This window comes from Rhodococcus sp. 06-470-2 (assembly GCF_002258235.1).
Lineage (GTDB): Bacteria > Actinomycetota > Actinomycetes > Mycobacteriales > Mycobacteriaceae > Rhodococcoides.
In genome coordinates, this window is sequence record NZ_NOYB01000011.1 from 44,649 (window position 1) to 70,409 (window position 25,761).

27 protein-coding genes are annotated in these 25,761 nt (G+C 65.3%); 11 read left to right on the forward strand and 16 right to left on the reverse strand.

Annotated features, from left to right (window positions below; all coding sequences use genetic code 11):
* The first annotated feature begins 58 nt into the window (after nucleotides 1-58).
* The gene (locus tag CH276_RS07100; RefSeq protein ID WP_094631151.1) at nucleotides 59-862 is read left to right on the forward strand and encodes a TrmH family RNA methyltransferase; all 804 of its coding nucleotides are present in this window, start codon (nucleotides 59-61) and stop codon (nucleotides 860-862) included.
* Complete coding sequence (locus CH276_RS07105) at nucleotides 859-1,128, forward strand: DUF2537 domain-containing protein (protein ID WP_032395842.1); 270 nt, start codon at nucleotides 859-861, stop codon at nucleotides 1,126-1,128. The genes CH276_RS07100 and CH276_RS07105 overlap by 4 nt, the downstream gene beginning before the upstream one ends.
* A gap of 33 nt (nucleotides 1,129-1,161) precedes the next feature.
* On the opposite strand, the gene CH276_RS07110 is transcribed toward CH276_RS07105, so the two are convergent.
* The 5 genes from CH276_RS07110 to CH276_RS07130 all read right to left on the reverse strand — a co-directional run bounded on the left by CH276_RS07110 (nucleotide 1,162) and on the right by CH276_RS07130 (nucleotide 6,159).
* Complete coding sequence (locus CH276_RS07110) at nucleotides 1,162-1,914, reverse strand: DUF6928 family protein (RefSeq protein WP_045196604.1); 753 nt, start codon at nucleotides 1,912-1,914, stop codon at nucleotides 1,162-1,164.
* Nucleotides 1,915-2,007: 93 nt separating this feature from the next.
* Entirely contained in the window at nucleotides 2,008-2,904 is an 897-nt protein-coding gene (gene sepH, locus CH276_RS07115; protein WP_094631152.1) for a septation protein SepH, read from the reverse strand.
* Nucleotides 2,905-3,016: 112 nt separating this feature from the next.
* The gene (locus CH276_RS07120; RefSeq protein ID WP_094631153.1) at nucleotides 3,017-3,688 is read right to left on the reverse strand and encodes a rhomboid-like protein; all 672 of its coding nucleotides are present in this window, start codon (nucleotides 3,686-3,688) and stop codon (nucleotides 3,017-3,019) included.
* Nucleotides 3,689-3,849: 161 nt separating this feature from the next.
* Nucleotides 3,850-4,971 carry a phosphoserine transaminase gene (serC, locus tag CH276_RS07125; protein ID WP_032395839.1) on the reverse strand — a complete coding sequence of 374 codons (1,122 nt, stop codon included), beginning with the start codon at nucleotides 4,969-4,971 and terminating at the stop codon, nucleotides 3,850-3,852.
* 69 nt (nucleotides 4,972-5,040) lie between these two features.
* Nucleotides 5,041-6,159: a citrate synthase 2 gene (locus tag CH276_RS07130; RefSeq protein ID WP_032395838.1), complete on the reverse strand. Its 1,119-nt coding sequence runs from the start codon at nucleotides 6,157-6,159 to the stop codon at nucleotides 5,041-5,043.
* A 135-nt stretch (nucleotides 6,160-6,294) separates the two neighbouring features.
* Here CH276_RS07130 and pdxH point away from each other — a divergent pair, with 135 nt between their 5' ends.
* From pdxH to CH276_RS07155, 5 genes are all read left to right on the forward strand, one after another.
* Complete coding sequence (gene pdxH / locus CH276_RS07135) at nucleotides 6,295-6,912, forward strand: pyridoxamine 5'-phosphate oxidase (RefSeq protein ID WP_141214680.1); 618 nt, start codon at nucleotides 6,295-6,297, stop codon at nucleotides 6,910-6,912.
* Nucleotides 6,909-8,201: an MFS transporter gene (locus tag CH276_RS07140; protein ID WP_094631155.1), complete on the forward strand. Its 1,293-nt coding sequence runs from the start codon at nucleotides 6,909-6,911 to the stop codon at nucleotides 8,199-8,201. The genes pdxH and CH276_RS07140 overlap by 4 nt, the downstream gene beginning before the upstream one ends.
* The gene (locus CH276_RS07145; RefSeq protein WP_094631156.1) at nucleotides 8,185-9,114 is read left to right on the forward strand and encodes an aldose 1-epimerase family protein; all 930 of its coding nucleotides are present in this window, start codon (nucleotides 8,185-8,187) and stop codon (nucleotides 9,112-9,114) included. Before CH276_RS07140 ends, CH276_RS07145 begins: the two co-directional genes overlap by 17 nt.
* Entirely contained in the window at nucleotides 9,111-10,082 is a 972-nt protein-coding gene (locus CH276_RS07150; protein WP_094631157.1) for a carbohydrate kinase family protein, read from the forward strand. Before CH276_RS07145 ends, CH276_RS07150 begins: the two co-directional genes overlap by 4 nt.
* A 70-nt stretch (nucleotides 10,083-10,152) precedes the next feature.
* Entirely contained in the window at nucleotides 10,153-11,451 is a 1,299-nt protein-coding gene (locus CH276_RS07155) for a citrate synthase (RefSeq protein ID WP_032395834.1), read from the forward strand.
* A 139-nt stretch (nucleotides 11,452-11,590) separates the two neighbouring features.
* On the opposite strand, the gene CH276_RS07160 is transcribed toward CH276_RS07155, so the two are convergent.
* The 4 genes from CH276_RS07160 to CH276_RS07170 all read right to left on the reverse strand — a co-directional run bounded on the left by CH276_RS07160 (nucleotide 11,591) and on the right by CH276_RS07170 (nucleotide 14,776).
* Nucleotides 11,591-13,000: a hypothetical protein gene (locus CH276_RS07160; protein WP_094631158.1), complete on the reverse strand. Its 1,410-nt coding sequence runs from the start codon at nucleotides 12,998-13,000 to the stop codon at nucleotides 11,591-11,593.
* A 23-nt stretch (nucleotides 13,001-13,023) separates the two neighbouring features.
* The gene (locus tag CH276_RS07165; protein WP_094631159.1) at nucleotides 13,024-13,563 is read right to left on the reverse strand and encodes a hypothetical protein; all 540 of its coding nucleotides are present in this window, start codon (nucleotides 13,561-13,563) and stop codon (nucleotides 13,024-13,026) included.
* A 67-nt stretch (nucleotides 13,564-13,630) separates the two neighbouring features.
* Nucleotides 13,631-13,828 carry a hypothetical protein gene (locus CH276_RS28160; protein ID WP_141214674.1) on the reverse strand — a complete coding sequence of 66 codons (198 nt, stop codon included), beginning with the start codon at nucleotides 13,826-13,828 and terminating at the stop codon, nucleotides 13,631-13,633.
* A gap of 150 nt (nucleotides 13,829-13,978) precedes the next feature.
* Nucleotides 13,979-14,776, reverse strand: coding sequence for a carbon-nitrogen hydrolase family protein (locus CH276_RS07170; protein ID WP_254924292.1), 798 nt, complete (start codon nucleotides 14,774-14,776; stop codon nucleotides 13,979-13,981).
* A 46-nt stretch (nucleotides 14,777-14,822) separates the two neighbouring features.
* On the opposite strand from CH276_RS07170, the gene CH276_RS07175 reads away from it, so the two are divergent.
* Nucleotides 14,823-15,464: a GntR family transcriptional regulator gene (locus CH276_RS07175; protein ID WP_094631274.1), complete on the forward strand. Its 642-nt coding sequence runs from the start codon at nucleotides 14,823-14,825 to the stop codon at nucleotides 15,462-15,464.
* On the opposite strand, the gene CH276_RS07180 is transcribed toward CH276_RS07175, so the two are convergent.
* Nucleotides 15,436-16,785: an MFS transporter gene (locus CH276_RS07180; RefSeq protein WP_032395832.1), complete on the reverse strand. Its 1,350-nt coding sequence runs from the start codon at nucleotides 16,783-16,785 to the stop codon at nucleotides 15,436-15,438. The two genes, CH276_RS07175 and CH276_RS07180, sit on opposite strands and share 29 nt — an antisense overlap.
* A 130-nt stretch (nucleotides 16,786-16,915) precedes the next feature.
* Here CH276_RS07180 and CH276_RS07185 point away from each other — a divergent pair, with 130 nt between their 5' ends.
* Nucleotides 16,916-17,590, forward strand: a complete 675-nt coding sequence (locus CH276_RS07185) for a DUF2848 domain-containing protein (protein WP_094631160.1) — start codon at nucleotides 16,916-16,918, stop codon at nucleotides 17,588-17,590.
* Between the two features lie 85 nt (nucleotides 17,591-17,675).
* Nucleotides 17,676-18,035 carry an FKBP-type peptidyl-prolyl cis-trans isomerase gene (locus tag CH276_RS07190; RefSeq protein ID WP_032377394.1) on the forward strand — a complete coding sequence of 120 codons (360 nt, stop codon included), beginning with the start codon at nucleotides 17,676-17,678 and terminating at the stop codon, nucleotides 18,033-18,035.
* Between the two features lie 22 nt (nucleotides 18,036-18,057).
* Here the strand turns inward: CH276_RS07190 and CH276_RS07195 are convergent, their stop codons facing one another.
* The 4 genes from CH276_RS07195 to CH276_RS07210 form a co-directional block, all read right to left on the reverse strand.
* The gene (locus CH276_RS07195; protein ID WP_094631161.1) at nucleotides 18,058-19,080 is read right to left on the reverse strand and encodes an isopenicillin N synthase family dioxygenase; all 1,023 of its coding nucleotides are present in this window, start codon (nucleotides 19,078-19,080) and stop codon (nucleotides 18,058-18,060) included.
* A gap of 62 nt (nucleotides 19,081-19,142) precedes the next feature.
* Nucleotides 19,143-20,444 (reverse strand): sensor histidine kinase, encoded by a 1,302-nt coding sequence (locus CH276_RS07200; protein ID WP_176459149.1) that lies wholly within the window; start codon nucleotides 20,442-20,444, stop codon nucleotides 19,143-19,145.
* Nucleotides 20,441-21,169 (reverse strand): response regulator transcription factor, encoded by a 729-nt coding sequence (locus CH276_RS07205; RefSeq protein ID WP_045196584.1) that lies wholly within the window; start codon nucleotides 21,167-21,169, stop codon nucleotides 20,441-20,443. Before CH276_RS07205 ends, CH276_RS07200 begins: the two co-directional genes overlap by 4 nt.
* 10 nt (nucleotides 21,170-21,179) lie before the next feature.
* On the reverse strand, nucleotides 21,180-21,386 hold the full coding sequence (locus tag CH276_RS07210) for a hypothetical protein (protein ID WP_032395828.1): 207 nt from the start codon (nucleotides 21,384-21,386) through the stop codon (nucleotides 21,180-21,182).
* A 139-nt stretch (nucleotides 21,387-21,525) separates the two neighbouring features.
* Between CH276_RS07210 and CH276_RS07215 the strand changes: the two genes are divergently transcribed.
* The gene (locus CH276_RS07215; RefSeq protein ID WP_094631276.1) at nucleotides 21,526-22,854 is read left to right on the forward strand and encodes a cryptochrome/photolyase family protein; all 1,329 of its coding nucleotides are present in this window, start codon (nucleotides 21,526-21,528) and stop codon (nucleotides 22,852-22,854) included.
* Between the two features lie 64 nt (nucleotides 22,855-22,918).
* Here the strand turns inward: CH276_RS07215 and CH276_RS07220 are convergent, their stop codons facing one another.
* Complete coding sequence (locus CH276_RS07220) at nucleotides 22,919-23,821, reverse strand: DMT family transporter (RefSeq protein ID WP_094631162.1); 903 nt, start codon at nucleotides 23,819-23,821, stop codon at nucleotides 22,919-22,921.
* A gap of 73 nt (nucleotides 23,822-23,894) precedes the next feature.
* A complete protein-coding gene (locus tag CH276_RS07225) occupies nucleotides 23,895-25,751 on the reverse strand; it encodes a propionyl-CoA synthetase (protein WP_094631163.1) in 1,857 nt (618 codons plus the stop codon).
* Nucleotides 25,752-25,761: the final 10 nt, after the last annotated feature.

The window sequence follows — 25,761 nt, forward strand, 5'->3', positions numbered from 1 at the left end:
ACGGAAGCAGGCCTTCGCCGAGGGAGTCTCGAAGTCGGCCGGGTGACAAGATGAGCACGTGGTGCATGTACTCGACATCGACGACCCCTCGGACCCGCGACTGGACGATTTTCGCGATCTCAACTCGTCGGATCGGCGACCCGACCTGCCCGAGGGCAAGGGTCTGGTGATCGCCGAGGGTGTGTTGGTGGCGCAGCGGCTGCTGACCTCGCGGTTTCCGATGATCAGCCTGCTGGGCGTGGATCGACGGCTCGACGCCTTGCGCGACGATCTCGTCGATTCGGACGTTCCGTTCTACCGGACGTCCGCGGAGGTGATGGCCGAGGTCGTCGGCTTCCACCTCAATCGTGGTGTGTTGGCCGCGGCGAACAGGCCGCCGGCCCTCGATCTCGACGAGGTGTTGGACGGTGCCAGGACGGTGGCGATTCTCGAGGGCGTCAACGATCACGAGAATCTCGGGTCGATGTTCCGCAACGCGGCGGGCCTCGGGGTCGATGCCGTTCTGTTCGGGGCCGCGTGTGCTGATCCGCTCTATCGTCGTTCGGTGCGAGTGTCGATGGGACATGTGCTGCGGGTGCCGTTCGCCAAGGTGCCCGAGTGGCCCCGTGGCCTCGATCGTGTTCGCGCGTACGGGTTTCAGCTGATCTCGTTGACGCCCAACCCGGCGGCGGTGTCGTTGGCGACGGCGATGACGGGGGAGAAGGTTGCCCTGCTGCTGGGTGCCGAGGGGCCGGGTCTGACCGAACATGCCATGCGAGCAACGGACATTCGCGCGCGGATTCCGATGGCCCCTGGCACCGATTCGCTGAACGTGGCGACGGCCGCGGCGATGGGGTTCTACGAACGTGTGCGCCTGACGTGAACGACCACGACCCGAGCGTCCGCTGGACCGGAGTCCCGATCGCCGTCATCTCGGCGGCGCTGGTGGGTGTGGCACTGACGACGTTCGGTCTGGAGCTGGCCAGAATTCATCCACTGCTCGCACTCGGTCTGAACATTATCGTCGTCGCGGGTGCAGCTCCGACGGTCATGCGGTGGCTCGCGATACCGGTGTGGCGCTGGGCGGTGTACGGAGCCGGTATCGGTTCCATCCTCAGCTTCGTGGCACTGGCGGCGCTGGCGTTCTGACGTTCGCCGGCACCCAGGACGGCCCTGCCGCATCTACTTGCGCGAGAACCAACGCTTCTTCGGACGCGGTGCCTGTTCGTCGGGGGCGTCGGGCATCGGTTCCTGTGCGCCACGGCCGTTCGCACTCCGGTTCGGTGGCGGCGGCTCCTGTCCGGGAACGTACATCGTGAAGCCGCAGACCGGCAGGGTGTCGGGATCGAATTCGTCCGCGTGCGGCGCGCCGGTGTAGCGGAATCCGAGCCACTCGGCGTTGGCCGCCTCGGCGAATTCCTGTGGGTGGAACGGCAGCGATTGTGGATCCGGCATCACTCCGGGCGGATAGATCAGCGGATGCTCACCGGCCCAGAACGATCGCTCCCACACCAGTGGCAGGCCGGCGTCCTCGTAGATGTACACCGGGGTGGCGCTGAACGATCGGCGGAATTCACCGCGCTCCCAGTACGCGAACGCACCCCAGGCGTGCTGGGGATCCGAGGCGACGAGGTAGGTGTGTTCGGACGCCAGAGGGCGGGTGAAGGATTCGGGAAGCGTCGACGGTGTCGGCACCGACAGGTTCGATCCGCAGACCACGGTGACGCCGGGGTAGCAACCGATGAAGACGTGATCGTCGTCCACGCCTGCCGATGTCGATATCGGACCCTGTCCGAGAGGCACTGCCGTCAGGTGGGGGTACAGACGTCCGACGAGTGCGCTCGCAGCATTCCAGTCCGAGGTGGTGGCTTCTCGGAGTACCGAAATGGGATCCGGTGCGTCCACGTACCAGATCGTTGATGCTTTGGCCCCCACTACCGGCACCTCTCTCTCCGTAAGCTCCGTCGAAAGCCTACGGTGTGAGCGTCGGCAATCTGTCACCGAGCGGCAAATCGGCCGTCGAAGAGATCAGTTGTGGCCGCTGCTGCGAACGCCGAGCAGCACGTCCTCCCACGACGGCATGGCCGGCTTGCCCCGCTTGTCCTTGCCGCCGGTGTGACCGGCGGCAGGCTTGGGTGCGGGCCTCGGCTCCCTGGCCACCGGTTCGCGTGGCTGCTCGGGCTCGGGAGTCGGCGCATCGTCCACCTCGACCTCGATGGTCTCGGCGTCGAGTTCGCTGTCGGCGGTGGTGCCGTAGTACTCGTCGAAGCTCTGCTGCGAGGCCTGATCGTCATCCTCGGCGGACGTCAGTGCGCGCACCGGTGCGAGGCCGCGCAGTTGGCGTCCGAAGTCGGGATCGATCAGTTCGTGGGCGGTGTCGTCGAGCGGCGCGATGGTGCCGCCGTGGCCGTCGGGCAGGAACTGCCAGTGCGCCTTGTTGGTGGTGCGGCCCGCCTGCCACTTCAGCTGTGCGACCCACTTGCTGTCCTCGTCGCGCCAGGCGTCCCACTCCGCGTCGTCGAGGTTGTGCCCGCGAGCGCGGAAGGCGAGGGTGACGATCTCGAGCAGGGTCTGCACGGCCGGGCCGTCGTGGCGCAGCGGATGACCGGCCTGGGCCATCGACGCGGCCTGCGAACGTTCGAGCAGCACCGGGTGAGCGAACACCTCGACGCGACTGATGGCCATTCCGGAGTCGGCGGCAACCTGTTCGATGGTCGCTCCGCTGCGGATGCGGGCCTGAATTTCTTTCGGCCGAAGCAAGCTGTCCATTTCGATCTCAATCTGTCCTAGTCGAGCGATGTCACCGCGTGAGGCCGCGCGGAGCTTGTCGTCGGCTGGAAGCCGGAATCTGTCGCCGGTCTTGGGATCTGCGCACACAACGAACTTTCCGTCGGCCTCGAGACCCACCACACGTAAGTCTCGCACCTTGACCTCCTCATCGCGCCGGCTCGCGATACCGTCGAGTTCGAGCCTAGTTCACCTGCCGTATTCGGCGGGTGTTCGACACGCATCGCTTCTGCCGACGATCGTTTCCCTGTCAGAGGGTAGACAGCTGCGGGCTCGGCTGCACCCATTCGGTCGATCTTGCGTCGATTGCTCTGTGCGACAACGCCGATGCGTCCCTGCGCAGGTAGAGGGCACCCAGGCCGAAACCGATGGTCAGGGCAATCGCGTGCCCGACGGCGGTGAAGGACGGATCGGACACTCCACTGATCGTGACGACGCCGATCCACAGTGCGGCCCAGCCGGCACGCCACGGCATCGGCAGGTACCGGATCATCGACCCTCCGACCGCTGCTGCCGCGTAGCTGACACCGACGTCGACGGCCATCGCCAGCGAGTCCGCGAGCCAGTCGTTGTGAATACCGATGAGCAGGCCGACTGCCACCAGAGCAGTGGCACCGACATGTCCGGTGCCGAAGGTGAGAAGGAAGCGTCGCCAGCCGGAGACCCATTCGGCGACGGCGAACAGCACGGCGACCGCGGCCAACCACAGCCAGTTCACCCGACCCTCGGTGAGGAAGACGCTCGTGACGACAGTGGCGAGGTGACCGTCGGTCAGATTGTGCAGGTTGGTACTTGCCGCATGCAGTACGTGCCAGCGATCGTGCGGCCCGATCTGGCCGAGCGCTACCGTGCCTGCCACCGCGAGGGTGCAGTAGACCAGTGTCACGCGGATCCGCAGCGCGACGGTCAGGAGCCTGAACATACGAGCGCTCCCTCCGAGGTCGTTACGCTTGCTTACTTGATAGCAAGTGTAGGCCTCGAAGGGAGCGCCGGAGCTGTGAGCTTGCTGGGAATGGTCGTTCCGCAGGCTCCACTCCTGCCCTGGGAATGGTCGTTCCGCAGGCTCCACTCCTGCCCTGCCAACTAGCTCAGTGTGGACACGACCCAGTCGATGCTCTTGGTCAGTGCGGTGATGTCGTCCGGCTCGATGGCCGGGAACATACCGACACGCAACTGGTTGCGGCCGAGCTTGCGGTACGGCTCGGTGTCGACGACGCCGTTGGCGCGCAGGATCTTCGCAACCTGGGCTGCGTCGACCTTCTCGTCGAAGTCGATGGTGCCGACGACCTGGCTGCGGTGATCCGGGTTCGTGACGAACGGCGTTGCGAATTCGCTGTTCTCGGCCCAGTCGTACAGGCGTGAGGACGAATCGGCGGTGCGCTTGGTGGCCCAGTCGAGGCCGCCCTGCGAATTGAGCCATTCGATCTGATCGGCGAAGAGCAACAGTGTCGCCACGGCCGGGGTGTTGTACGTCTGGTTCTTGCTGCTGTTGTCGACGGCGATCGGCAGTGACAGGAAGTCCGGGACCCACCGATCCGTGGCGGCGATCTCGCTGACGCGCTCGAGCGCGGCGGGGCTCATCAGCGCGACCCACAGGCCACCGTCGGCGGCGAAGCACTTCTGCGGAGCGAAGTAGTAGACGTCCGAGTCGGCGACGTTGACCGGGAGACCGCCTGCGCCGGAGGTGGCGTCGATCGCGATGAGGGCGTTCTCGGAGCCGGCCGGACGGCTGACCGGAATGGCCACGCCCGTCGAGGTCTCGTTGTGCGCCCAGCCGATCAGGTCGACGGACGGGTCGGAGGTGGGCTCGGGCGCGCTGCCCGGCTCTGCCTTGACGACGATCGGATCACCGATGAACGGGTTGTTCTTGGCCACCGAGGCGAACTTCGAGCTGAACTCGCCGTTGGTCAGGTGCAGCGACTTCTCGCGAATCAGGCCGAATGCAGCAGCGTCCCAGAATGCGGTGGTGCCGCCGTTGCCGAGGACGACCTCGTAGCCCTCGGGGAGGGAGAACAGATCCTTCAAACCACTGCGCACACGTCCGACGACGTCCTTGACGGGCTTCTGGCGATGGCTGGTGCCGAACACGGAAGCGCCGACATCGACCAGGGATTGCAGCTGCTCGGGGCGAACCTTGGACGGGCCACAGCCGAAGCGTCCGTCGGCGGGCAGGAGATCGGCGGGAATGATCGGCAATTCGGCCATGGAGTAGCGCGTCCTAGCGTCGATGGAATATGGCCCTTACAGGGTAGTCGGGTGCCATATCAGCTTCGACTACCGGATCAGGTCCCAGCCTTCGACGGACTCGGGTGACCGCGGTTCGGGGCCGGTGTAGAGGGCAGCGGGTCGGACGAGCTTGCCCAGGCGCTTCTGCTCCAGGATGTGCGCGCACCAGCCCGCGGTACGTCCACAGGTGAACATGGCGGGCATCATGTGCGCCGGTACCTCGGCGAAGTCGAGGATCACCGCGGCCCAGAATTCGACGTTGGTTTCGATGGCTCGATCGGGGCGGCGTTCGCGCAGTTCGGTCAGCGCCGCCTGCTCGAGTGCTGCGGCGACCTCGTAGCGCGGTGCGTTCAGTCTCTTCGCCGTGGCGCGCAGTACACGGGCGCGCGGGTCCTCGGCGCGGTAGACGCGGTGCCCGAAGCCCATGAGCTTCTCTTTGCGGTCCAGGATTCCGGTGATCAGAGCCCGTGCGTCGCCGGTCTTCTCGACCTCTTCGATCATCGGCAGGACGCGGGCGGGTGCACCGCCGTGCAGCGGTCCGGACATCGCACCGATGGCACCGGAGAGGCAGGCGGCGACGTCTGCCCCGGTGGAGGCGATGACGCGTGCGGTGAACGTCGAGGCGTTCATGCCGTGCTCTGCAGCCGAGACCCAGTATGCGTCGATGGCGGCGACGTGGGCGGGATCCGGTTCGCCCTTCCACCGGACCATGAATCGCTCGGTGACGGTCGCGGCCTGATCGATGCGGGTCTGCGGAACTGCGGGCTGGTAGATACCGCGAGCGGACTGGGCGACGTAGGACAGGGCCATCACCGACGCGCGGGCGAGGTTGTCGCGAGCGGTGGAGTCGTCGATGTCGAGTATCGGCTGGTATCCCCAGATCGGAGCGAGCATCGCCAGACCCGCCTGGACGTCGACACGGACGTCGCCGGTGTGGATCGGCAGCGGGAAGGGTTCGGCCGGCGGGAGTCCTCGTCCGAACTCGCCGTCGACGAGCAGGGCCCAGACATCACCGAACGTCACGTTCTGCGCGACGAGTTCCTCGATGTCGACGCCGCGGTAGCGCAATGCGCCGCCGTCCTTGTCGGGCTCGGCGATGTCGGAGGTGAACGCGACGACACCTTCGAGACCGGGGACGAAATCCTCGGGAACTCGTTGAACAGCCATGGCCTGTGGACTCCCTCGTCGCAACTGCACCCGGCTCTGCGCCGCATCCGGGCGTACTTCGTCAGAACCATAGCCGGGATCGACGCGGGAGTAGCGTCTGGGCTTGTGTCTGCAGATGAACAGCGCCTGGCGAACATGCGGGTGGACTACGGAGAGCCCGAGGACCTGGACGTCGATGCTCTGGCGGGCGGGTGGTGTTCGCTGGCGCAGCAGTGGTTGTCCGACGCGATAGCCGCGAATCTGCCCGAGCCCAACGCCATCGTGTTGGGGACGGTCGATGAGTCGGGTAGACCCGCCACCCGCACCGTGTTGTGCAAGGACTTCGACGCGTCCGGTGTGGTCTTCTACACCAACTACGACTCGGACAAGGGCCGTGCGCTCACCGCGACGCCGTATGCGTCGATCACGTTCCCGTGGATCGGAAATGCCCGCCAGCTCACCGTCCGCGGCCCGGTGGTCAAGGTCGATACCGAGACCACCGAGGCGTATTGGCGCACGCGGCCCCGGGGCTCCCAGCTGGGGGCATGGGCGTCCGAGCAGTCGCGACCGGTCGGCTCGCGGGAGGATCTGGTTGCGCGACTGGCCGAGGTCACCGCGACGTTCGACGGAATCGACGTGCCGGTTCCGCCGAACTGGGGCGGTTTTCGCGTCGAGCCGGAGACGGTCGAGTTCTGGCAGGGCCGAACGAGCCGCATGCACAACCGAATTCGCCTGACGGTGGCAAGCGGTGTGATCGAGCGTCTGCAGCCGTGAGCCGATTGCGCGGCATTCTTGCCGATACGACTCCGCTGAGGACTCCGGCCTACAAGCGGTTGTGGCTCGCGAACATCGTCACCGTCATCGGTGCCCAGCTGTCCATTGTTGCTGTGCCGCAACAGGTTTTCCAGATCACGCTCAGCTCGGCCTACGTGGGCCTCACCGGTGTGTTCGCGTTGGTGCCGCTCATCGTCTTCGGCCTGTGGGGTGGAGCGTTGGCCGACGTGATGGACCGCCGCACCCTGTTGATGATCACCACCTGCGGCCTGATCGGTGCCTCGGCACTGTTCTGGTTGCAAGCGTTTCTCGACCTGAACAATGTGTGGATCATCCTGGTGCTGTTGGCCGTTCAGCAGGCATTCTTCGCGGTGAACCAGCCGACGCGCAGCGCGATTCTCCCGCGGATCCTGCCTGCCGAGCAGTTGCCCGCTGCGAATTCGCTGAACATGACGGTGATGAACTTCGGTGCCATCGCCGGACCGCTCAGCGCAGGCATCCTCATCTACTACATCGGACTCGAGACCCTCTATCTGATCGACACCGTCGCACTGTTCGCCACCCTGTGGGCGGTGATCCGGCTGCCGGGGATTCCGCCGGCGAAGTCGGGTCAGCGCGCCGGATTGCGTTCGGTGTTCGACGGTTTCGCCTACCTCGCGACGCAGAAGGTGCTGCTGGCCTCGTTCGTCGTCGACATCATCGCGATGGTGTTCGGTATGCCCCGCGCGCTGTTCCCGCAGATCGCGCACGAGAGCTTCGGCGATCCCGCGTCGGGCGGTCCTGTGCTCGGCATGCTGTTCGCCGCGATGTCCGCGGGCGCGGTGGTGGGAGGCGTGTTCTCCGGCTGGTTGCCCCGAGTACGCAGGCAGGGGCTGGCGGTGCTCATCTGCATCGTCGTGTGGGGCGCGGCGATGATCGGCTTCGGTCTGGCCGTCGGCGCGGCCACCGACGGGGCCACCACTGTCGCCCTGTGGTTCGCGTTGGCGTTCCTGGCCCTCGGCGGTGGAGCCGACATGATCTCGGCGGCGTTCCGCAGCACGATGCTCCAACAGGTCGCGACCGACGAGATGCGCGGTCGACTGCAGGGTGTGTTCATCGTCGTCGTCGCGGGAGGTCCGCGAATCGGCGACGTACTGCACGGCGCAGCGGCCGCATCCGTCGGTACGGCGGCGGCTGCTGCCGGCGGTGGGGTTCTGGTCGTCATCGGCGTCTCGATCGCCGCGCTGGCTCTTCCTGCATTCATTCGGTATCGCGTGGGTGCGGTGGTGAAGAATGTCTCTCATGGCTGACGCGCAGACGTACTCGTTGACGAGCGGCAAGTATCGGGCAGACATCGCTGCCGTCGGAGCGGGCCTTCGGGCGCTCGAATACGACGGCGCAGCGCTCACCGAGACGTGGGAGGCGGGCTCGAAGCCGCCGTTGTCGGCGGGGCTGGTGTTGGCCCCGTGGCCCAATCGGACGGCCGATGGGACGTTCACCTTCGAAGGCGTCGAGCATCGGATGGAGATCTCCGAGCCGGCTCGCAACAACGCCAGTCACGGATTCGTTCGACGCGTGGCGTGGACTCTCGTGGAGCACACCGACTCTCGCGTCGAGCAGAGCGTGGACATCGGAACGCATCAGGGTTGGCCGTTCTCGATCACGGTGACCGTGGTGCACGAGCTGTCGGAGGACGGTCTCACCGTCACCGCGTCGGCGAAGAACACCGGTGACTCGCCCGCGCCGTACGGGATGGGCTTTCACACCTTCGTCCGGGTGGGGGACGTGCCGCTCGACGAGTGCACCCTCGAGCTGTCCGCGGGAACCCGGCTGCCGCTCGATCCGGTACGCAATCTGCCCGTGGGCAACTCGGTGCCGACGGCCGATACCGAGTACGACTTCCGGCAGCCGAGAGCCCTGGAGGGCGTGCAGCTGGACACCCCGTTCAGCGCCTCGTTGCCCGAGGCCGACGGCCGAGCGAACCACGTACTGCGCGGCCCGGACGGCACTGCGACGGTGCTGTGGACCGACAGCAGCTTCGGATGGGTGCAGGTGTTCACTGCCGATCCCGCCAACGATCAGGCATATCCCGAGCGCGGCCGGGCGTTGGCGATCGAGCCGATGACGTGCCCGCCCGATGCGCTGAACTCCGAAATCGATCTGATCGTGCTCGATCCGGGACGAACCTGGTCCGGCACCTGGGGAATGAGGTACGAGAAGTGACCATTCTGGTGTGCGGCGAGGCGTTGGTCGATCTGGTCCCGGTGCACGAGGGGCCGCTGCTCTCGCCGAAACTCGGCGGCGGGCCGTTCAACGTCGCCGTCGCGATCGGTCGACTCGGTTCGCCCGTCGCGTATCTCTCGCGGATCTCCCACGACCCGTTCGGCGAGCAGATCCTGGCGAGTCTGCGCGACGCGGGTGTGGACACCACGTGGGTGCAGCGCGGCGACGAGCCGACGACCTTGGCGATGACCACCCTCGCCGACGACGGCAGTGCCGAGTATTCGTTCTACGCCGACGGCACCGCCGATCGTCTCGTTGCCGATCCCGGCGATCTGCCCGACGAGATCAGCGTGCTCTCGTTCGGCACGTTGTCACTGCTCTACGAACCCGGTGCGTCGATGTACGCGGGCCTGCTGCACCGCGCCCGGGCGGCGGGCAAGCTCACGATGCTCGACCCCAACATCCGGCCTGCCGCGATCGACAGCACCAGCGGAGACATCACCGCCGACGGGTTCCGCGACCGTTTCCGTTCGTGGTTGCCCAGCATCGACATCCTCAAGGTCTCCGAGGACGACTCGCATTGGTTGGGGCTCGGAACCCAGGGCACAACGGTGGACGACTGGCTCGCGTCGGGTGTCACCGCAGTGGTCATGACTCGCGGCGGCAACGGAATCTCGGTCTTCACCGCAGCCGAGGAGACGGCGGGTACAGGAATTGTCACAGCCGAGGAGATCTCGGTGCCGGGAGTTGCGGTCGACGTCGTCGACACCATCGGCGCAGGTGACACCGTGCACGGGGCTCTGCTCAGCTTTCTGGAGAAGGAGAGCATTATCACATCGAACGCGGTGAAAGAGATGAGCAAGCAAGATTGGCGGGAAGCGCTCGATTTCGCCGCGAAAGCGGCGGCAATCACGGTTTCTCGACCCGGTGCCGACCCTCCGTGGGCGTCCGAGGCGTCGAGAGACTAGTTTCACTATCGACGTTAGAACTGTCCGCTTCAAGTACGTGTCCGTTACACGAGTTCGAGAGGGACCATTCGTGCCCGCTGAGAATGATGCCAAAGCCACCCTCACCTATCCCGGTGGCGAATACTCCATGTCGATTGCCGAGGCCTCCGAAGGCAACAACGGCATCGAGCTGGGAAAGTTGCTGGCCACCACCGGCTACACGACGTTGGACGGCGGGTTCGTCAACACCGCGTCGACCAAGTCGGCCATCACCTACATCGACGGTGACGCAGGCATCCTGCGCTACCGCGGATACCCGATCGAACAGCTTGCGGGCAAGTCTTCGTTCATCGAGGTCAGCTACCTGCTGATCTACGGGGAGCTGCCGTCCGAGGCTCAGCTCGAGAAGTTCACCGACAAGATCCGTCGGCACACTCTGCTGCACGAGGACCTCAAGCGGTTCTTCGACGGGTTCCCGCGCAACGCTCACCCGATGCCGGTGCTGTCGAGTGCCGTCAACGCGCTGTCGGCGTACTACCAGGACTCGCTCGACCCCAACGACCCGGAGCAGGTCGAGCTGTCGACCATCCGTCTGCTGGCCAAGTTGCCGACCATCGCGGCGTACGCCTACAAGAAGTCCGTCGGTCAGCCGTTCCTGTACCCGGACAACTCGAAGAGCCTGGTCGAGAACTTCCTGCGCCTGACGTTCGGCTTCCCGGCCGAGCCGTACGAGGTGGATCCCGAGATCGTCAAGGCACTCGACATGCTGCTCATCCTGCATGCCGACCACGAGCAGAACTGCTCCACCTCGACGGTGCGACTCGTCGGATCCTCGCAGGCCAACCTGTTCACCTCGATCTCCGGCGGCATCAACGCGCTCTGGGGCCCGCTGCACGGCGGAGCCAACCAGGCCGTGCTCGAGATGCTGGACAAGATCAAGGCCGAGGGCGGCGACGCCACCGACTTCCTGCGTCGAGTAAAGAACAAGGAAGACGGCGTCAAGCTCATGGGCTTCGGGCACCGCGTGTACAAGAACTTCGATCCGCGCGCGACGCTGGTCAAGGAAACTGCGCACACGATCCTCGGCAAGCTCGGCAACGGCGACGAACTGCTCGAGATCGCTCTCAAGCTCGAGGAGACCGCTCTGACCGACGACTACTTCGTCGAGCGCAAGCTCTACCCCAACGTCGACTTCTACACCGGCCTGATCTACCGCGCGATGGGCTTCCCGCCGCGCATGTTCACGGTGTTGTTCGCGATGGGCCGTCTCCCGGGCTGGATCGCGCACTGGCGCGAGCAGAACGAGGACACGACCGGCAAGATCGGCCGTCCGCGCCAGATCTACACCGGCTACACCGAGCGCGACTACCAGGACGTCGGCTCCCGCTAGCTCCCGCTGTACAACGACGCCGCCGGCTCCCCAGGGGAGCCGGCGGCGTCGTCGTTGGTCCGGCTTCGCCGAACTCGAAGTGATGGACGGTTTTGCGTCGAATTCCATCCCCGACTTCGAGTTCGCGGCGGCGTGGCTGCTAGGTCATCGCCACCTCGCGCAGCACCTGTCCTACACCGTCGCTCAGGCGCAAGGTGTCCGTATCCGTCGGGGCGACCACGAGGTTGCCGCCGACGGGTAGGTCGATGGTGCTGACGAATGCAGACCGTGATCCCCGAGCATCCTCGATGGCGACGGTGTAATCACTCGTGGTGGGGGCGTCGGTCGTGAGCGTCAACGATCGCTCGGTGGGGCTGACCTCGGCGACGATCGACGCGCCCGCAGGCAGGCGAAGGGAGGTCGATCGAACCACCCATCCGTCGGACAGGATGGAGATGTCGATCGACGCGTCGCGATCGTTGTCCGCGACGTCGGAGAGCGTGAGCCGCATCGGTGTGTCGGTCGAGGTCTCCAGTAACGCCGTGTTGTCGTTGTTGATGAACGCGGACCGTCGCACCCGGTCGGTGTCGGACACCGACAAGCTCCATTCGACATCGGTCGCATCGACGGGATCGTTGGTGTCGTCGGTGACCAGCACCAGGTAGTCCTGGCCCGGCTCACCGACCTCCGTGCAGGAGGGGCACCGATGAACGCCGGTCATCTCGGCCAGAGGAAACAACTTCAACTGATTGTCCGGAGTCCCGGAGAACAGGTAGCTGTCGTCGGCGGGGTCTGCCGAGGTGGTGTAGTACCACGTATCGGCGGCCGGATCGGTGACGATCATCTTCTCGACACCGGGATAGTTGTTGTCGTAGATGACAATTCCACGTTTGCTGTCTCCCAGATCGCGTATCGCGATCGGTGTCACGGCATGGCCGGACGTTCCGTCCTCGGTGTAGAAGGCGAGTAGATGGTCCTGCCCTTCGGCCCACGCGGACGTGAGTCGATCGATCACCTCGTCCACAGGTTCGGACATCTCGGAGTCGGCTGTCGGTTCGACCTCCTGAGTGTTGAAGTATCGCGCGATCACGGCATCGGTCGCGGGGGAGGGGCGTGCATCGAACAATGTCGCTCCGGGGGCGACGAAGGACGAGGTGTCGATCGAGTTGCGGTAGGCCAACCCTGCGACCGCTGCCATTCCGAAGCAGTGACCACCGTTCATTCCGTTCTCGAACACCTCCGAGGTCACCCGTCCCATCGGCGAGAGAACGCACTGGGCGCTCTCGGTTCCGGGAGTGCACACGGCATCTCCGAACAGCGATTGCATCGAGGCCGGTGTGAGCCCTCGGCCATGCTCCGCGGTCGGCGGTCCCCAGTTGGGGAACGAGAAGCCGTCCCGCCGGACGTCGAAGCCGGACGAGGCCACGAGCGTGCCCGAACCGGGGTCCATCTCGGTGAACCCTTCCTCGCTCCGGTCCTCGGACGAAGAACATGCCGTCAGGACGAGTACGACTGCGAAAGCCAACGTGGCCCAGCCTCGACCGGAGGTGGTGGCGGAGCGGAGAACCATGGCCGGCTCCTCCTTCTCGGTTGTCAGTGTTCGAGTACGACCTTGAGAACTGTGACGATCAAACCGACGACGATGGCAACCAGGCCACCGAGAATTGCCCCACGCCATTTCCTCCTGCTGGCGTGCCAGCCGCTGGCGGCTCCGAGGACGAGAAGGAACAGGAACGCAAGATCGGAAATGGTGTCGAGTGCGCCGTAGGCCGACCACAGACCGCTCACCCGTCCGAGCCCGATGATGATGAGAGGCACCACTGTCAGCAGCAGGAAATGCGCCGAGTGCCAGAGCAAATGGCGCCTGTCGGCACCGTCGGGCATGTGGTGGTGGCTGTTCACGTATCCCAGCCACGACGAGAAGAGGTGCGCGACGGCAGTCGCGACCATCGGCCCGAGGATCATTCCTGTCGCGTCACCGAAATCGACGTCCGTATCGTCCGCTCCCACCACCATCACGGTCATGATGATGACCGTCCCGTAGATCAACGGTTCTGCGTCGAACACCGACCACGACGGTCGGCTTCGTCTCCGGTCGTTGTGGCCGGTACTGGGACGCGTGCTTCCGGTCATGCCTGCTCACCGCAGATGGCATGATTCGGCGTCGATCCATCGAGGCAGGCCCGAAGTGGTAGTCGTTTCATGTCGAAAGTCCCTGTGCGAGAGAGGGAGCGGGGATGGCATCGTGGATGCGATTCGTGTTGCCGTTCACACGGCCTCGTGTTCTGCGGTCGATCGCGGAACGTTCGGCCTCGCGTGCCGTGCTCGCTGTCGAGCCGCCGAGCATCGCCGCGCTCAGCCCGAGTGCTACCGCATCCCGTCGGTTGACCTGCACCATCGTCGTCTCCTCGTGAAACGATGGAAGTGCCCCGCCACTTCTCCAGTTCGACAAGCGACATCACACCACGTTTTCACGGCGGAGGTGACCCGAAACCGCGTTCCCGCCCCAGATCTCGCGAAAAGCCGAACCTGCAACGAGCAGGATTCGTCACGCGAAATGGACTCGGTTCTCCAACACCGGCAGAGTCTTGCGTACGGCGTCGACCAGTCCTGTGTCGATGTCGATGGTCAGCATGCCCGGTGTCGCGTCGAGCTGACCGAGAATCTCGCCGGTGGGGGAGCAGACGACGCTGTGTCCCACGCCCAACGGCGCATTACCCTCGGCGGCAGCGGGTTCGGCTTGGTCGCAGGCTGCGATGAAGGTGGTCGAGTCCAACGCGCGTGCGCGAGCGAGCAGGGTCCATTGCTCGACCTTGCCGTCACCCGATCCCCATGACGCGGGAACCACGACGACCTCTGCTCCGAGGTCGCCGAGTTTCTGGAACAGCGAGGGGAATCGGATGTCGTAGCAGGTCGCGAAGCCCACTCGAACTCCGGCGATGTCCACCACGAGCGGGTCCGAACCCGGTGCGACGGTATCGGATTCGGCGAATCCGAATGCGTCGAACAGGTGGATCTTGTCGTAGCTCGCGTCGATGCCGGGCCCGGTGACGAGCAGGGTGTTCGTCACCCTGTCGTCCGGGGCTGGAGTGAACATTCCGGCCACGACGGTGATGCCGGCGTCGGAGGCGATGGAGCGCACGGCGTTCGCCCACTCGCCGTCGAGAGGCTCCGCGATTTTCCTGATGGGTCCGCCGAAGCATCGCATGGTCGCCTCGGGGAACACGACGACGTCCGAACCGGCGTGTGCGGCGGCACGGGCGTGGGTGTCGACGAGTTCGAGGTTTTCGGTGGGGTGTTCGCCACTGGTGATCTGGGCCAGGCTGATGCGGATAGTCGAGCTCACGGTCTGACTCCTGGTTTCGTCGGGGGAAGACAGGTATACATATCGTATGCAACCACTGTCGGGGAGGGACAAGGCATATCTGTTCGTACGCGATCAGGTGTTGTCGTCACCGGCGGCCACCGGCACGTTTCTCAACGAACAGGAGCTCGCGACGCGTATCGGAGTGTCGCGGACACCGGTGCGTGAGGCGCTGCTGATGTTGCAGTCCGAGGGACTGGTCGAGATGGTGCCCAAGCGCGGCGCGCATGTGCCGGCCATGTCCGGACGGCAGATCGCCGAACTGATGGATCTGCGCGGCGTTCTCGAACGGCATGCGGCCACCCGTGCGCTGCGCGCCGGGGACGCTCCGATCGCGGCGATGCAGCATGCGCTCGAACAGCAGGAATTGCTGATGAACTCCGACAGTGCCGATGCGCCGAAGGAGTTCATCGACTGGGACGGCACCTTCCATCAGAGTTTGATCGATTCGGCGGGCAGCGATCTCCTCTCCCGCACCTACGCGGGTCTGCGTGCTCGGCAGCTGCGGGTCGGTCTGAGCGCTCTGTTCACCGCGGCCAACCGGCAGCACCGCGTGTGCGCCGAGCACCAGGCCATCATCGACGCACTGAGTGTCGGCGACGAGGGCCTGGTGCACGAGAAGATCGACGCTCACCTCGAGGTCACACTTCAGACTCTGCTGCGCGCGTAGCCTTTTCGTGTTCCTGATTCAGTAGCACGTAATGCTCGTCCTCGGTGGGGTCGGGGTTGCGTCCCAGTGCCAGGCCGACCAGCGTCACCGCGCCGACGATGACGATGTATCCGGCGATCGGTACCCAACTGTCGGTCTTGTCGAGCAGGTACACGAAGATCAGCGGTGCCATCGCTCCACCGAACACTCCGGCGATCGTGTACGCCAACGAGCTGCCGGTCGAGCGGAGTCGAACGCTGAACTGCTCGGTGACGAAGGCGGCCTGCGGTCCGTACATGAACGAGTGGAACGCCAGGCCGACGACGACGCCGAGGATCAGCAGCGGTAGGGATCCACCGCCGATGACGAGGAAGAAGATCGCGCTCCAGGCAACGCCGCCCACGGCCGCGACGCCGTAGACCAGGCGTCGGTTGATGCGGTCGGAGACCGCTCCGGCAAGCGGGATCAAGCCGAGTTGGCAGGCGGATCCGACCAGAATTGCCGTCAACACCTCGCTGCGCTCGAAGCCCAGTTTCTGCGTTCCGTAGGTGATCGAGAAGACCGTGAACAGTGCGTAGATGACGTCGGGTGCGACGCGGGACATGATGCCTGCCACCAGTGGTCGCAGTTCCGTCTTGAACACTTCGCTGATCGGGGCTTCCGAGCGATCGCCGCTCTCCTGAAGTGCTTTGAACACCGGCGTGTCCTCGAGCTTCAAGCGGATCCACAGACCGAAACCGACGAGAACGGCCGAGAAGAGGAATGCAACACGCCAGCCCCAGGACTCGAACTGCTGGTCGGTGAGCGACAGAGTCAGGATTGCCAGTGCGCCGTTGGCGAGCAGGTTGCCCGCCGGTGGTCCGATCTGCGCTGCGGAGGACCAGAAGCCGCGCTTGCGGGGATCGCCGTATTCGCTGGAGAGCAGAACGGCTCCGCCCCACTCGCCGCCGACGGCAACGCCCTGGCAGAAGCGCATGGTGACGAGGATGATCGGGGCCGCGATGCCGATGGTGTCGTATCCGGGGATCAGACCGATGGCGAACGTCGTGACGCCGATCAACAGCAGGGTGATGACGAGAAGTTGTTTTCGGCCGATGACGTCGCCGAGTCGCCCGAAGACGAATCCACCTACTGGACGGGCGATGTATCCGACCGCGTAGGTCGAGAAGGCAAGCAATGTGCCGGTCAGCGGATCGCTGTCGGGGAAGAAGACCAGCGGGAACACCAGCGCTGCTGCGGCCGAGTAGACGGCGAAGTCGTACCACTCCAACGCCGTTCCGGTCAGGCTGGCGGCAAAGGCCTTGGCCAGGCCTTTTCTATCCACCGAAACTGGTTCGGTCATGACGACTCCTTTGTGTGCCTGGGATCACTCTATCCGTTGTACGCGCTCCATACTTGCTGTATACAAGACGTATGCGCAAGGCTTTGAGCGCATCGGAAACAATTAATTTACGAGGAGAGGGTCCTTACTGATGCTCACATTCACGTTGCCCGACGGCACGACCGAGTCGGTAGAAGTGACCGCGCTGCTCAATGCGGGCTATGCCGGTCGCAACCAGGAAGAGGTGGCGTCGCACATCGCAGAGTTGGCCGAACTGGGCGTGCCGGCTCCCACGGTTACCCCGGCGCTGTACCCCATCTCGCCGTATCTGGCGCAGCAGACCGATGCCGTCGCGGTTCAACACGGACGCACCTCGGGCGAGGCCGAGTGGGCTCTGGTGATCCTGGGCGAGACCATCGACGACGTGCTGCTCACGGTCGCATGCGACCACACCGACCGTGACCTTGAAGTGCACAGCGTCGCGTGGAGCAAGAACGCCGCTCCCGACGTGCTCGGTACCGGTGCGTGGCGGTTGAGCGAGGTGGCCGACCGACTGGACGGGATCACCTTGACCGGTTGGGCCGACGGAGTTCTCATCCAGTCCGGAACTCTCGGTGATCTTCTCGCTCCGCAGTACTGGCTCGACGTACTCACCGAGCGCGGTCTGTTCGCGCGTGGAACGGTCTTGATCTCGGGCACCATCTCGATGCATCACGGGGTGAATCAGTTCTCCGACGCGTGGAAGGTCGAGATGGCCGACCCCGCAACCGGCAACACGCTGACCTGCGAATACCAGACGAATTTGATGCCAGCTCCGATCGGTTGACCATCACGACGTAAAGTCGAAGCGGAATATGCCCAGAGCTTCACAGCCGGCGTCGGCGGGCCGGCATCAACCGCAGGAGACTTCAGTGACGAAGCCAGTGATCGAATTTCAGGCCGGACCAGCACCATTGGACCTGGTGACGGTCGACCTCGTCGAGGGTGACGGCGCAGAGGCAGTCGCAGGCGGCACCGTGGAGGTGCATTACGTCGGAGTCGAGTTCGATTCGGGCGAAGAGTTCGACTCGTCCTGGAACCGCGGCGAATCCATCCAGTTCCCGTTACGCGGACTCATTCAGGGTTGGCAAGACGGCATCCCCGGAATGAAGGTCGGCGGACGCCGTCAGCTCACCATTCCGCCGGAGCTCGCCTACGGCCCCGCCGGCGCAGGTCACCGCCTGTCCGGCAAGACGCTCGTGTTCGTCATCGACCTGCTCGACGTCAAATAACTGCACTCGAAGCACCAGCAGGTCAGGTGACGGCGCTGCGTACCCGCTCGGCCTCGCGGGTTGCCGAGGTGTTGGCCTTTCCCCCTCGGGAACCCGCGAGCTTGGCGGCAATGTGCTGGGCTACCGTCACCGGTTCGTACCGGGCCACGTCACCGGGCTCGATGCACGACGGCAACGGCGCGATCACCGCGTCGAGGTTGCCGTCGTGGAAGAAGGCGGCAGAGCGCCTGCGCTGAATCGTTCCGTCGGCAATCGGCGGACGCACGCGATGCAGCGTCGACACCCAGCGATCGTTGGTCAGTCGGGCCGTCAGATCACCCAGGTTCACCAGCATCGCTCCCTCGACGGGTTGCACGTCGTGCCACCGTCGGTCGATGCCGAGAACTTGCAGACCGGGCACTCGATCGGCCCACAGCACCGTCACCAATCCGTAGTCGGTGTGCTCGCTCATCCCGGTGAGCTCGGTGTCCGGCACACGCAGGCCGGGGTCCAGCGCGTAGTTGTTCATCCGCAGGGTGTCGAGCGAGCGATCGGTGATGTCGGAGAACACGGTCGGGGCCACACCGAGTGCGTCGGCGAACACGGTGGTCAGCGTCCGGGCCACGCGCGCTGCCTCGGCGAAGTACCGTTCGACGGCGCGCTGGAACCCCGCGCACTCGGGCCAGGTGTTCGCCTCGCCCGTCCCGACGTTGAAGGCCTCGAACCAGTCGTTCGTGCCCGACGCCGATTCGACTCCCAGGCTCAGGCTCAGCGATTCGCTCTTCGGAGCGGTGTACCCGCGGTTGCGTTCGGGTGGGCAGATGTAGGCCCGCTTCGCCGCCGGTTCGAGTCCGAAGAACGAATCCATCGCCGACGCCAGGCCGGTCACGGTGTCCTCGGGGATCCCGTGTCCGAGAATCTGCATGAAACCGACTGTGCTGCAAGCGTAATCGATGTCCGACGCGACGCTGCGCCGGTCGGTCCCGTCGGCCGCCGCGGTGGCACCGTCCAGAACGTACGGCGAGATGTCGATGGTGGGGACGAAGAAGTCCGACGACGTGTGCATGGGTACATGATCCTCGGATCGGATGGACCCGCAGGTTTCCCCCGCGTAAAGACTGCCGTACTTCAGCTGTCCTGCAGCTCCAGCACCAATCTCGCTCCGCCCAGTGGACTGTCGGTGAACCAGGCCCGCCCGCCGTGCAATTGGGCTTGCTGAGCCACCAGCGCCAGGCCGAGTCCCGAGCCGCCCTTGGCCGCTCGGGTGCCGCGCTCGAACCGGCCGAAGACCGTCTCGCGTTCATCGAGGGGAACGCCGGATCCGTTGTCGTCGACCAGGACGCGTACCGTCGTGCCCTCGCGCTCGGCGGTGATGACGATCGACGTCGCGTCGCCGTGCCGAACGGCGTTTCCGATCACGTTGTCGACGGCCAGCCGAAGGCCGGTCGGCAGGGCACGCATCGTGATCTCGCAGTCGGGGGCGGACTCGACCCGTATGTCGAGGCCCGGATGCAGTCGCTGCGCATCCTGGGCTGCGACGTCGCAGATGTCGATGATGTCGGTCTCGACTCTGTCGGCCTCGCTGGACAATTCACCCGACGCCAGTCGCTCCAAGGCTGTCAGCGTCGTCTCCACTCGTCCCTGTGTCCGTTCGAGGTCGCCCAGAATCTCCTGCTGCTGCGCGCGCTCGAGATCGAGGGTTCTGAGCACCTCGATGTCCGTGCGCATCGCGGTCAGCGGGGTGCGGAGCTCGTGCGCAGAGACGGCCGCGAAATCGCGGGCAGTGTCGAGCGCGGCATTGGTGCGTTCCTGAGCCTCGTTCAGCCTGGTCAGCATGCCCCCGATGGCGACGGCGAGTTCGTCGGCTTCGGTGACGCCCGTGCGGGTTTCGGGAGCGGTCGGTGGCTGGGCACTGACCTGACGGGTCAACGTCACCAGCGGTCTCACGGCCCGTCCGCCGAAGAGCCAACCCAGGCCCGTCGACACGGCGATCGCGGCCAGTCCCAACAGGAGTACCTGCTTCTGTTGCTCGTTGGTCACTTGTTGAGCTTCGATGGCGGGCACACCGATCGAGATGGAGATGGACGAGACAACGGTCGATACTGCCGTGTAGACCCGGAACCGTTGACCGTCCACGTCGACGGTCTGGGATCCGGCCGCCAGCGCAGGCAGCCGCGTCGGGGTCGATGCGACCACGATGTCGCCACTGCGAATCGTGACGGCGAACGCGCCGGACAGCTGATCGATGAAGGCCTCCAACGTCGACGAGTTCGGGACCAGCACCTGCGAGGCCGTCGTCAGACGTTCGTCGAGCTGATTGACGTTGTTGCGGGAGATGGCGACCGAGGTGACCACCGCGAGGGCGGCCACCACCAGGGTGGCTCCGAGAGCGGTGGCCGCGGCCACTCGGGCGCGCAGCGAGAAGCTCATGGGGCGTCCCGGACGACGAAGCCGACCCCGCGGACCGTGTGCAGGATGCGCGGCGACCCGTCGGCCTCGAGTTTGCGTCGGAGATATCCGACGAACACGTCGACGACGTTGGTGTCGGCAACGAAGTCGTAGCCCCAGACCAGTTCGAGCAGTCGTTCACGTGTGAGAACGACGCCCTTGTTGCGAGCCAGGATCGCCAGCAACTCGAATTCGCGCTTGGTCAGGTCGATGTCGGCTCCGCCGCGGTGGACGCGATAGCCGGGGATGTCGACCACCAGGGTGCCGATCGCGACGGCCGAGTTCGGTGCGCCCGAATCTGCCACCGGCACAACCGGACCGGTGCCGCGACGACGCAGCATGGCTCGGATCCGAGCGACGAGCTCGGCCAACACGAACGGTTTGGTGAGGTAGTCGTCGGCACCGGATTCGAGTCCGGCGATGCGATCGTCGACCGAGCTGCGGGCACTGAGTACGCAGATCGGGATGTCGTTTCCCATGGCGCGCAACGCGGTCACCACGCTGGCACCGTCGAGCACCGGCATGTTGATGTCGAGCACGATGGCGTGAGGCATCGATCGCGACACGACGCCGAGCGCCTCCGCACCGTCCGACGCGGTGATGACGGTGAACCCGGACAGGCGCAGGCCGCGTTGCAGTGACGACAACACGTCTGCGTCGTCGTCGACGACGAGAACGGTGGCGGGGGTGCTCGGCGATTCGGTCACCGGACCAATGCTATGCAACCCAGCTGTCGACGGTGGTGCGGCGTTCCTCGGGCGTCTTGGCGAAGAAGTCCTCGAGGGCACTGCGGCGGCCGGTGTCGGCATCGAGCGACCAGGCCAGTGCGGGTGCCTTTGCGTAGAGCTGCTCGTAGTACTTCTCGAAGGTGCAGGTGCTGTCGATCAGGGAGAGTGCACCGGGGAAGGGGCGTGTGTTCGTCATGATGTTCTCCTTGTCTGTTCGGTATATCCCAAGCTAGAGGTCGTTGTTGCGGCCTTGGTGAGTCGTGGTTGGCGGTTCTCTGAGAATCGAAGGGTCGAGCCGGGGATTGCTCGGGACCGCGGTGGGTAAGACTCAAAGCATGTCGATCGTCTGGTTTCGCCGTGATCTCCGTCTGGGGGATCTGCCCACCCTCACCGCCGCTGCCGAGTCGGGAGACCCGGTGCTCGGGCTCTTCGTGCTCGACGATCGGCTGCTGAAGCCGTCCGGTGGACCGCGCAAGGATTTTCTGTTCCGGTCGCTCGAAGCACTCGACCAGCAACTCGACGGCCGGTTGATGGTCGTCCACGGTGACCCCGCGACGGTGGTCCCGAAGGTGGCGAAGGCGATCGGCACCGAGGACGTGCACATCAGCGCCGACTACGGTCCGTACGGGCGCGAGCGAGACAAGCGTGTGGGCGAGAAGGTGACTCTGGTCGAGACCGGGTCTCCGTACGCGGTCGCCCCCGGGCGGATCGTCAAGAACGACGGGGAGCCGTACAAGGTGTTCACGCCGTACTCGCGCCAGTGGCTGGAACACGGGTGGCGCGGTCCGGCGGACACATCGGCCGACTCCGCCGACTGGATCGACCCGGACGAGGTAAAAGGCGTTCGGCGAGTGAAGATTCCCTCCGAGAAGGATGCATCCGACGCGGCGGCGGGTGAGGCAGCTGCGTCGAAGCAGTGGAAGGAATTCCTCGACGAGGTCTCGGCCTACGACGACGAGCGCAACCGTCCCGATCTCGACTCGACGAGCCGGATGTCGGTGCATCTGAAGTACGGAACCATTCATCCACGGACGATGTTGGCCGACCTGGGAAAGCTCCGCAGCGAGGGTGCGGCGTCGTACCGCAGACAGATCTGCTGGCGAGACTTCTACGCCGACATCCTCTTTCAGCGACCCGACAGTGCCAGGGAGAACTACGTCAAGAAGTTCGACGCCATCGAACTGGACTCGGGCAAGCACGCCGACGAGTTGTTCGACGCCTGGTGCAAGGGCGAAACGGGCTTTCCGATCGTCGATGCCGGTATGCGGCAGCTGAACTCCGAGAAGTGGATGCACAATCGAGTGCGGATGATCGTGGCGTCGTTCCTCGTCAAGGATCTGCATCTGCCGTGGTGGCGGGGAGCGCGCTACTTCATGCAGCACCTCGTCGACGGCGATCTGGCCAACAATCAGCACGGGTGGCAATGGACCGCCGGAACCGGTACCGACGCCTCGCCGTACTTTCGCGTGTTCAACCCGATCACTCAGGGCGAGAAGTTCGACCCCACCGGGGACTACGTCCGACGCTGGGTGCCGGAGCTGCGCGGCGAAGAAGGAAAAGCCGTGCACACGTTGAAGTTCGGTCGACCCAAGGACTACGTGGATCCGATCGTCGACCACAAGCACGAGCGTGAGGTGGCGATCACCCGCTTCAAGGCGATCTAGCGCGGGAGCGGAGCCTGCGGAGTGACCCCATTCTCCTGCGGGAGCGGAGCCTGCGGAGTGACCCCTATCTTCTGCGGGACAACCCGACGCCCACCAGGCAGATCACTCCACCGACCACGGCGAGGTAATGCGGCACCTCACCCAACAGGAGCCAGGCCAGCGTGATCGTGATCGGTGGCACGGCGTACGTGGTGATTCCGAGCTTGCCGGCGTTCATCCGCGTCAGCGCATAGGCCCAGGTGCTGAAGGCCAGTGCCGTCGGGACCAGGCCGAGGTAGATCAATCCGCCGGTGGCACCGGCCGAGGCGGCCCCGAGGTCGTCGAGCAGCGCCGGTGCGAAGGGCAGCGTGCACGCCGCGCCGATGGTGCATGCCATCCACGTCACCTGAAGTCCGGGGATTGTGCGCAGCACCGGCTTCTGGCTCAGCACTCCGATGGCGTAGGTCACCGCGGACACCAGGCACAGAGCGATGCCGAGGAAATCGGCGTCGGTCTTGGTGGTCGACGTCGTGGTCACCGCCGTGACGACACCGACCATGACCGCGCCGGCGAACGCTATGCCCGCACCGATCACCAACCACTTCGGAAAGCCCTCGCCCAGAAGCAGACCCGCGAACAGGGCGACCAGAATCGGACCGATCTGAATGATCATCGACGTCGTACCGGCATCGACGCGTTGCTCGGCGGCATTGAGGGCGACGTTGTAGATGCCGAACCAGAACACGCCGATACTGACGATCTGCAGCCACTGTGTGCGGTTGGGCCTGACCCACTGTCTTCTGGCCACAACTATCGCGCCGAGTGCCACAGATCCGATCAGCAGCCGACCCAGCGCGAGCGGGCCCGCCCCGAAGGATTCGCCGACGCCGCGAATCGCGACGAAGGCCGAGGCCCACGAGATCACCGTGACGGTGACTGCACCGAGGGCGAGCCAATCGACGGCGGGACGGGTGTCGAGATCTGTCATGAGCACGACGCTATCTCGCGCGAACGACCCCTGGCGCGCGGGTTTCGGCCATCGTTGTGCGAATTGGTGCCGCCTATCTGCCGAGCAACTTCTCCAGCGCATCGAGTACGGCGGGATCCTCGATGGTCGACGGCACGCCGTACTCCTCGCCGGCGACGATCTGCCGCATCGTCTTCCGCAGGATCTTGCCCGAGCGGGTCTTCGGCAGGGCACCGACGATCGTCACGTCCCGGAACGTCGCGAGTGCACCGATCTGATCGCGGACCATGGCCACCAGTTCGGTACGCAGCTGATCCTCGGTGATGGTCTCCCCGGCCTTGAGCACCACGTAGCCGCTGGGACGCTGGCCTTTGAGGTCGTCGTGGATTCCGATGACGGCGCATTCGGCGACGGCGGGGTGACCGGCCAGCACGGCCTCCATCGACCCGGTGGACAGGCGGTGGCCGGCCACGTTGATGACGTCGTCACTGCGGCCCAGCACGTAGACGTACCCGTCGGCGTCGATGTACCCGGAATCGCCGGTGAGGTAGTAGCCCGGGAACGTGTCCAGATACGAACGCTGGAACCGTGATTCGTCGTTCCAGAGTCCCACCAGCGCGCCCGGTGGCAGTGGCAGCTGCACGACGATGTTGCCCTCGGTGCCTGCGTCCACCGGCGCACCGGCCGCGTCGAGGATACCGACCTGGAATCCCGGCACCGGTACCGTCGGTGATCCGGGTTTGATCGGAAGTGGTTCGAGGCCACGAAGATTCGCGCAGATCGCCCAGCCGGTTTCGGTCTGCCACCAGTGGTCGACGACGGGGCGGTCCAGGGTTCGCGAAATCCACTCGTAGGTATCGGGATCGAGGCGTTCACCGGCGACGAACAGTGTCTCGAGCGACGAGGTGTCGTACTTCTCGAGCTCGGCGGCGTGTGGGTCGACCTTCCGGATGGCACGCAAGGCCGTCGGCGCGGTGAACAACGCGCGGACGCCGTGATCCTGGATCACCCGCCAGAACGCGCCTGCATCGGGAGTTCCGACGGGTTTGCCCTCGTAGAGAACCGCTGTGGCACCGGCGAACAGCGGTCCGTAGACGATGTAGGAGTGTCCGACGACCCAGCCGACATCGGACGCCGTCCACATCACCTGACCGGCACCGACGTCGTAGATGTTGCGCATCGACCACGTCAGCGCGACGGCATGACCGCCGTTGTCGCGCACCACACCCTTGGGCTTACCGGTCGTGCCCGAGGTGTAGAGGATGTACAGCGGATCCGTCGCCTGCACCGAAACCGGTTGGGCGGCGGGGGCGTCGGCGATGAGAGTGTCCCAGTCCAACCAGTCGTGGCTGCCTGCGATGCCGTCGCGGGCCTTGACGATCACCGCGGGGACGGTCGCCGTCGTGAGAGTCAGGGCGCGCTGCACCAAGGGGAGGTATTCGACGACTCGACCAGGCTCGAACCCGCCGGCGGCAGTGATCAGCAGGACCGGCTCGGCGTCGTCGATTCTCGCCGCCAGCTCTTTGGCCGCGAAGCCGCCGAACACCACCGAGTGCACCGCGCCGAGCCTGGCGCACGCGAGCATGGCGATCACTGCCTCGGGAATCATCGGCAGGTAGATCACCACGCGGTCGCCGAGGGAGACGCCGTTGCTGCTCAACACCCCGGCGAAACGAGCGACCCGATCGAGCAGTTCGGCGTAGGTGTAGCTGCGGGTCAGTCCGAGCATCGCCGAGTCGTAGATCAATGCGGTCCGGTCGCCGTGCCCGGCGTCGACATGCCGGTCGAGGGCATTGAAACAGGTGTTCAGGCGGGCACCGGGAAACCAGTGCGAGCCGTCGAACGCGGTGGTCGGTGGGGTGTCCCAGTCGACGTCTGCCGCCGCAGACAGCCAGAATTGCTCGCGGTTGTGGATACTGTCGTCGAAGGCCTGCCGATACTCGCCACTCATGCCACCGAGC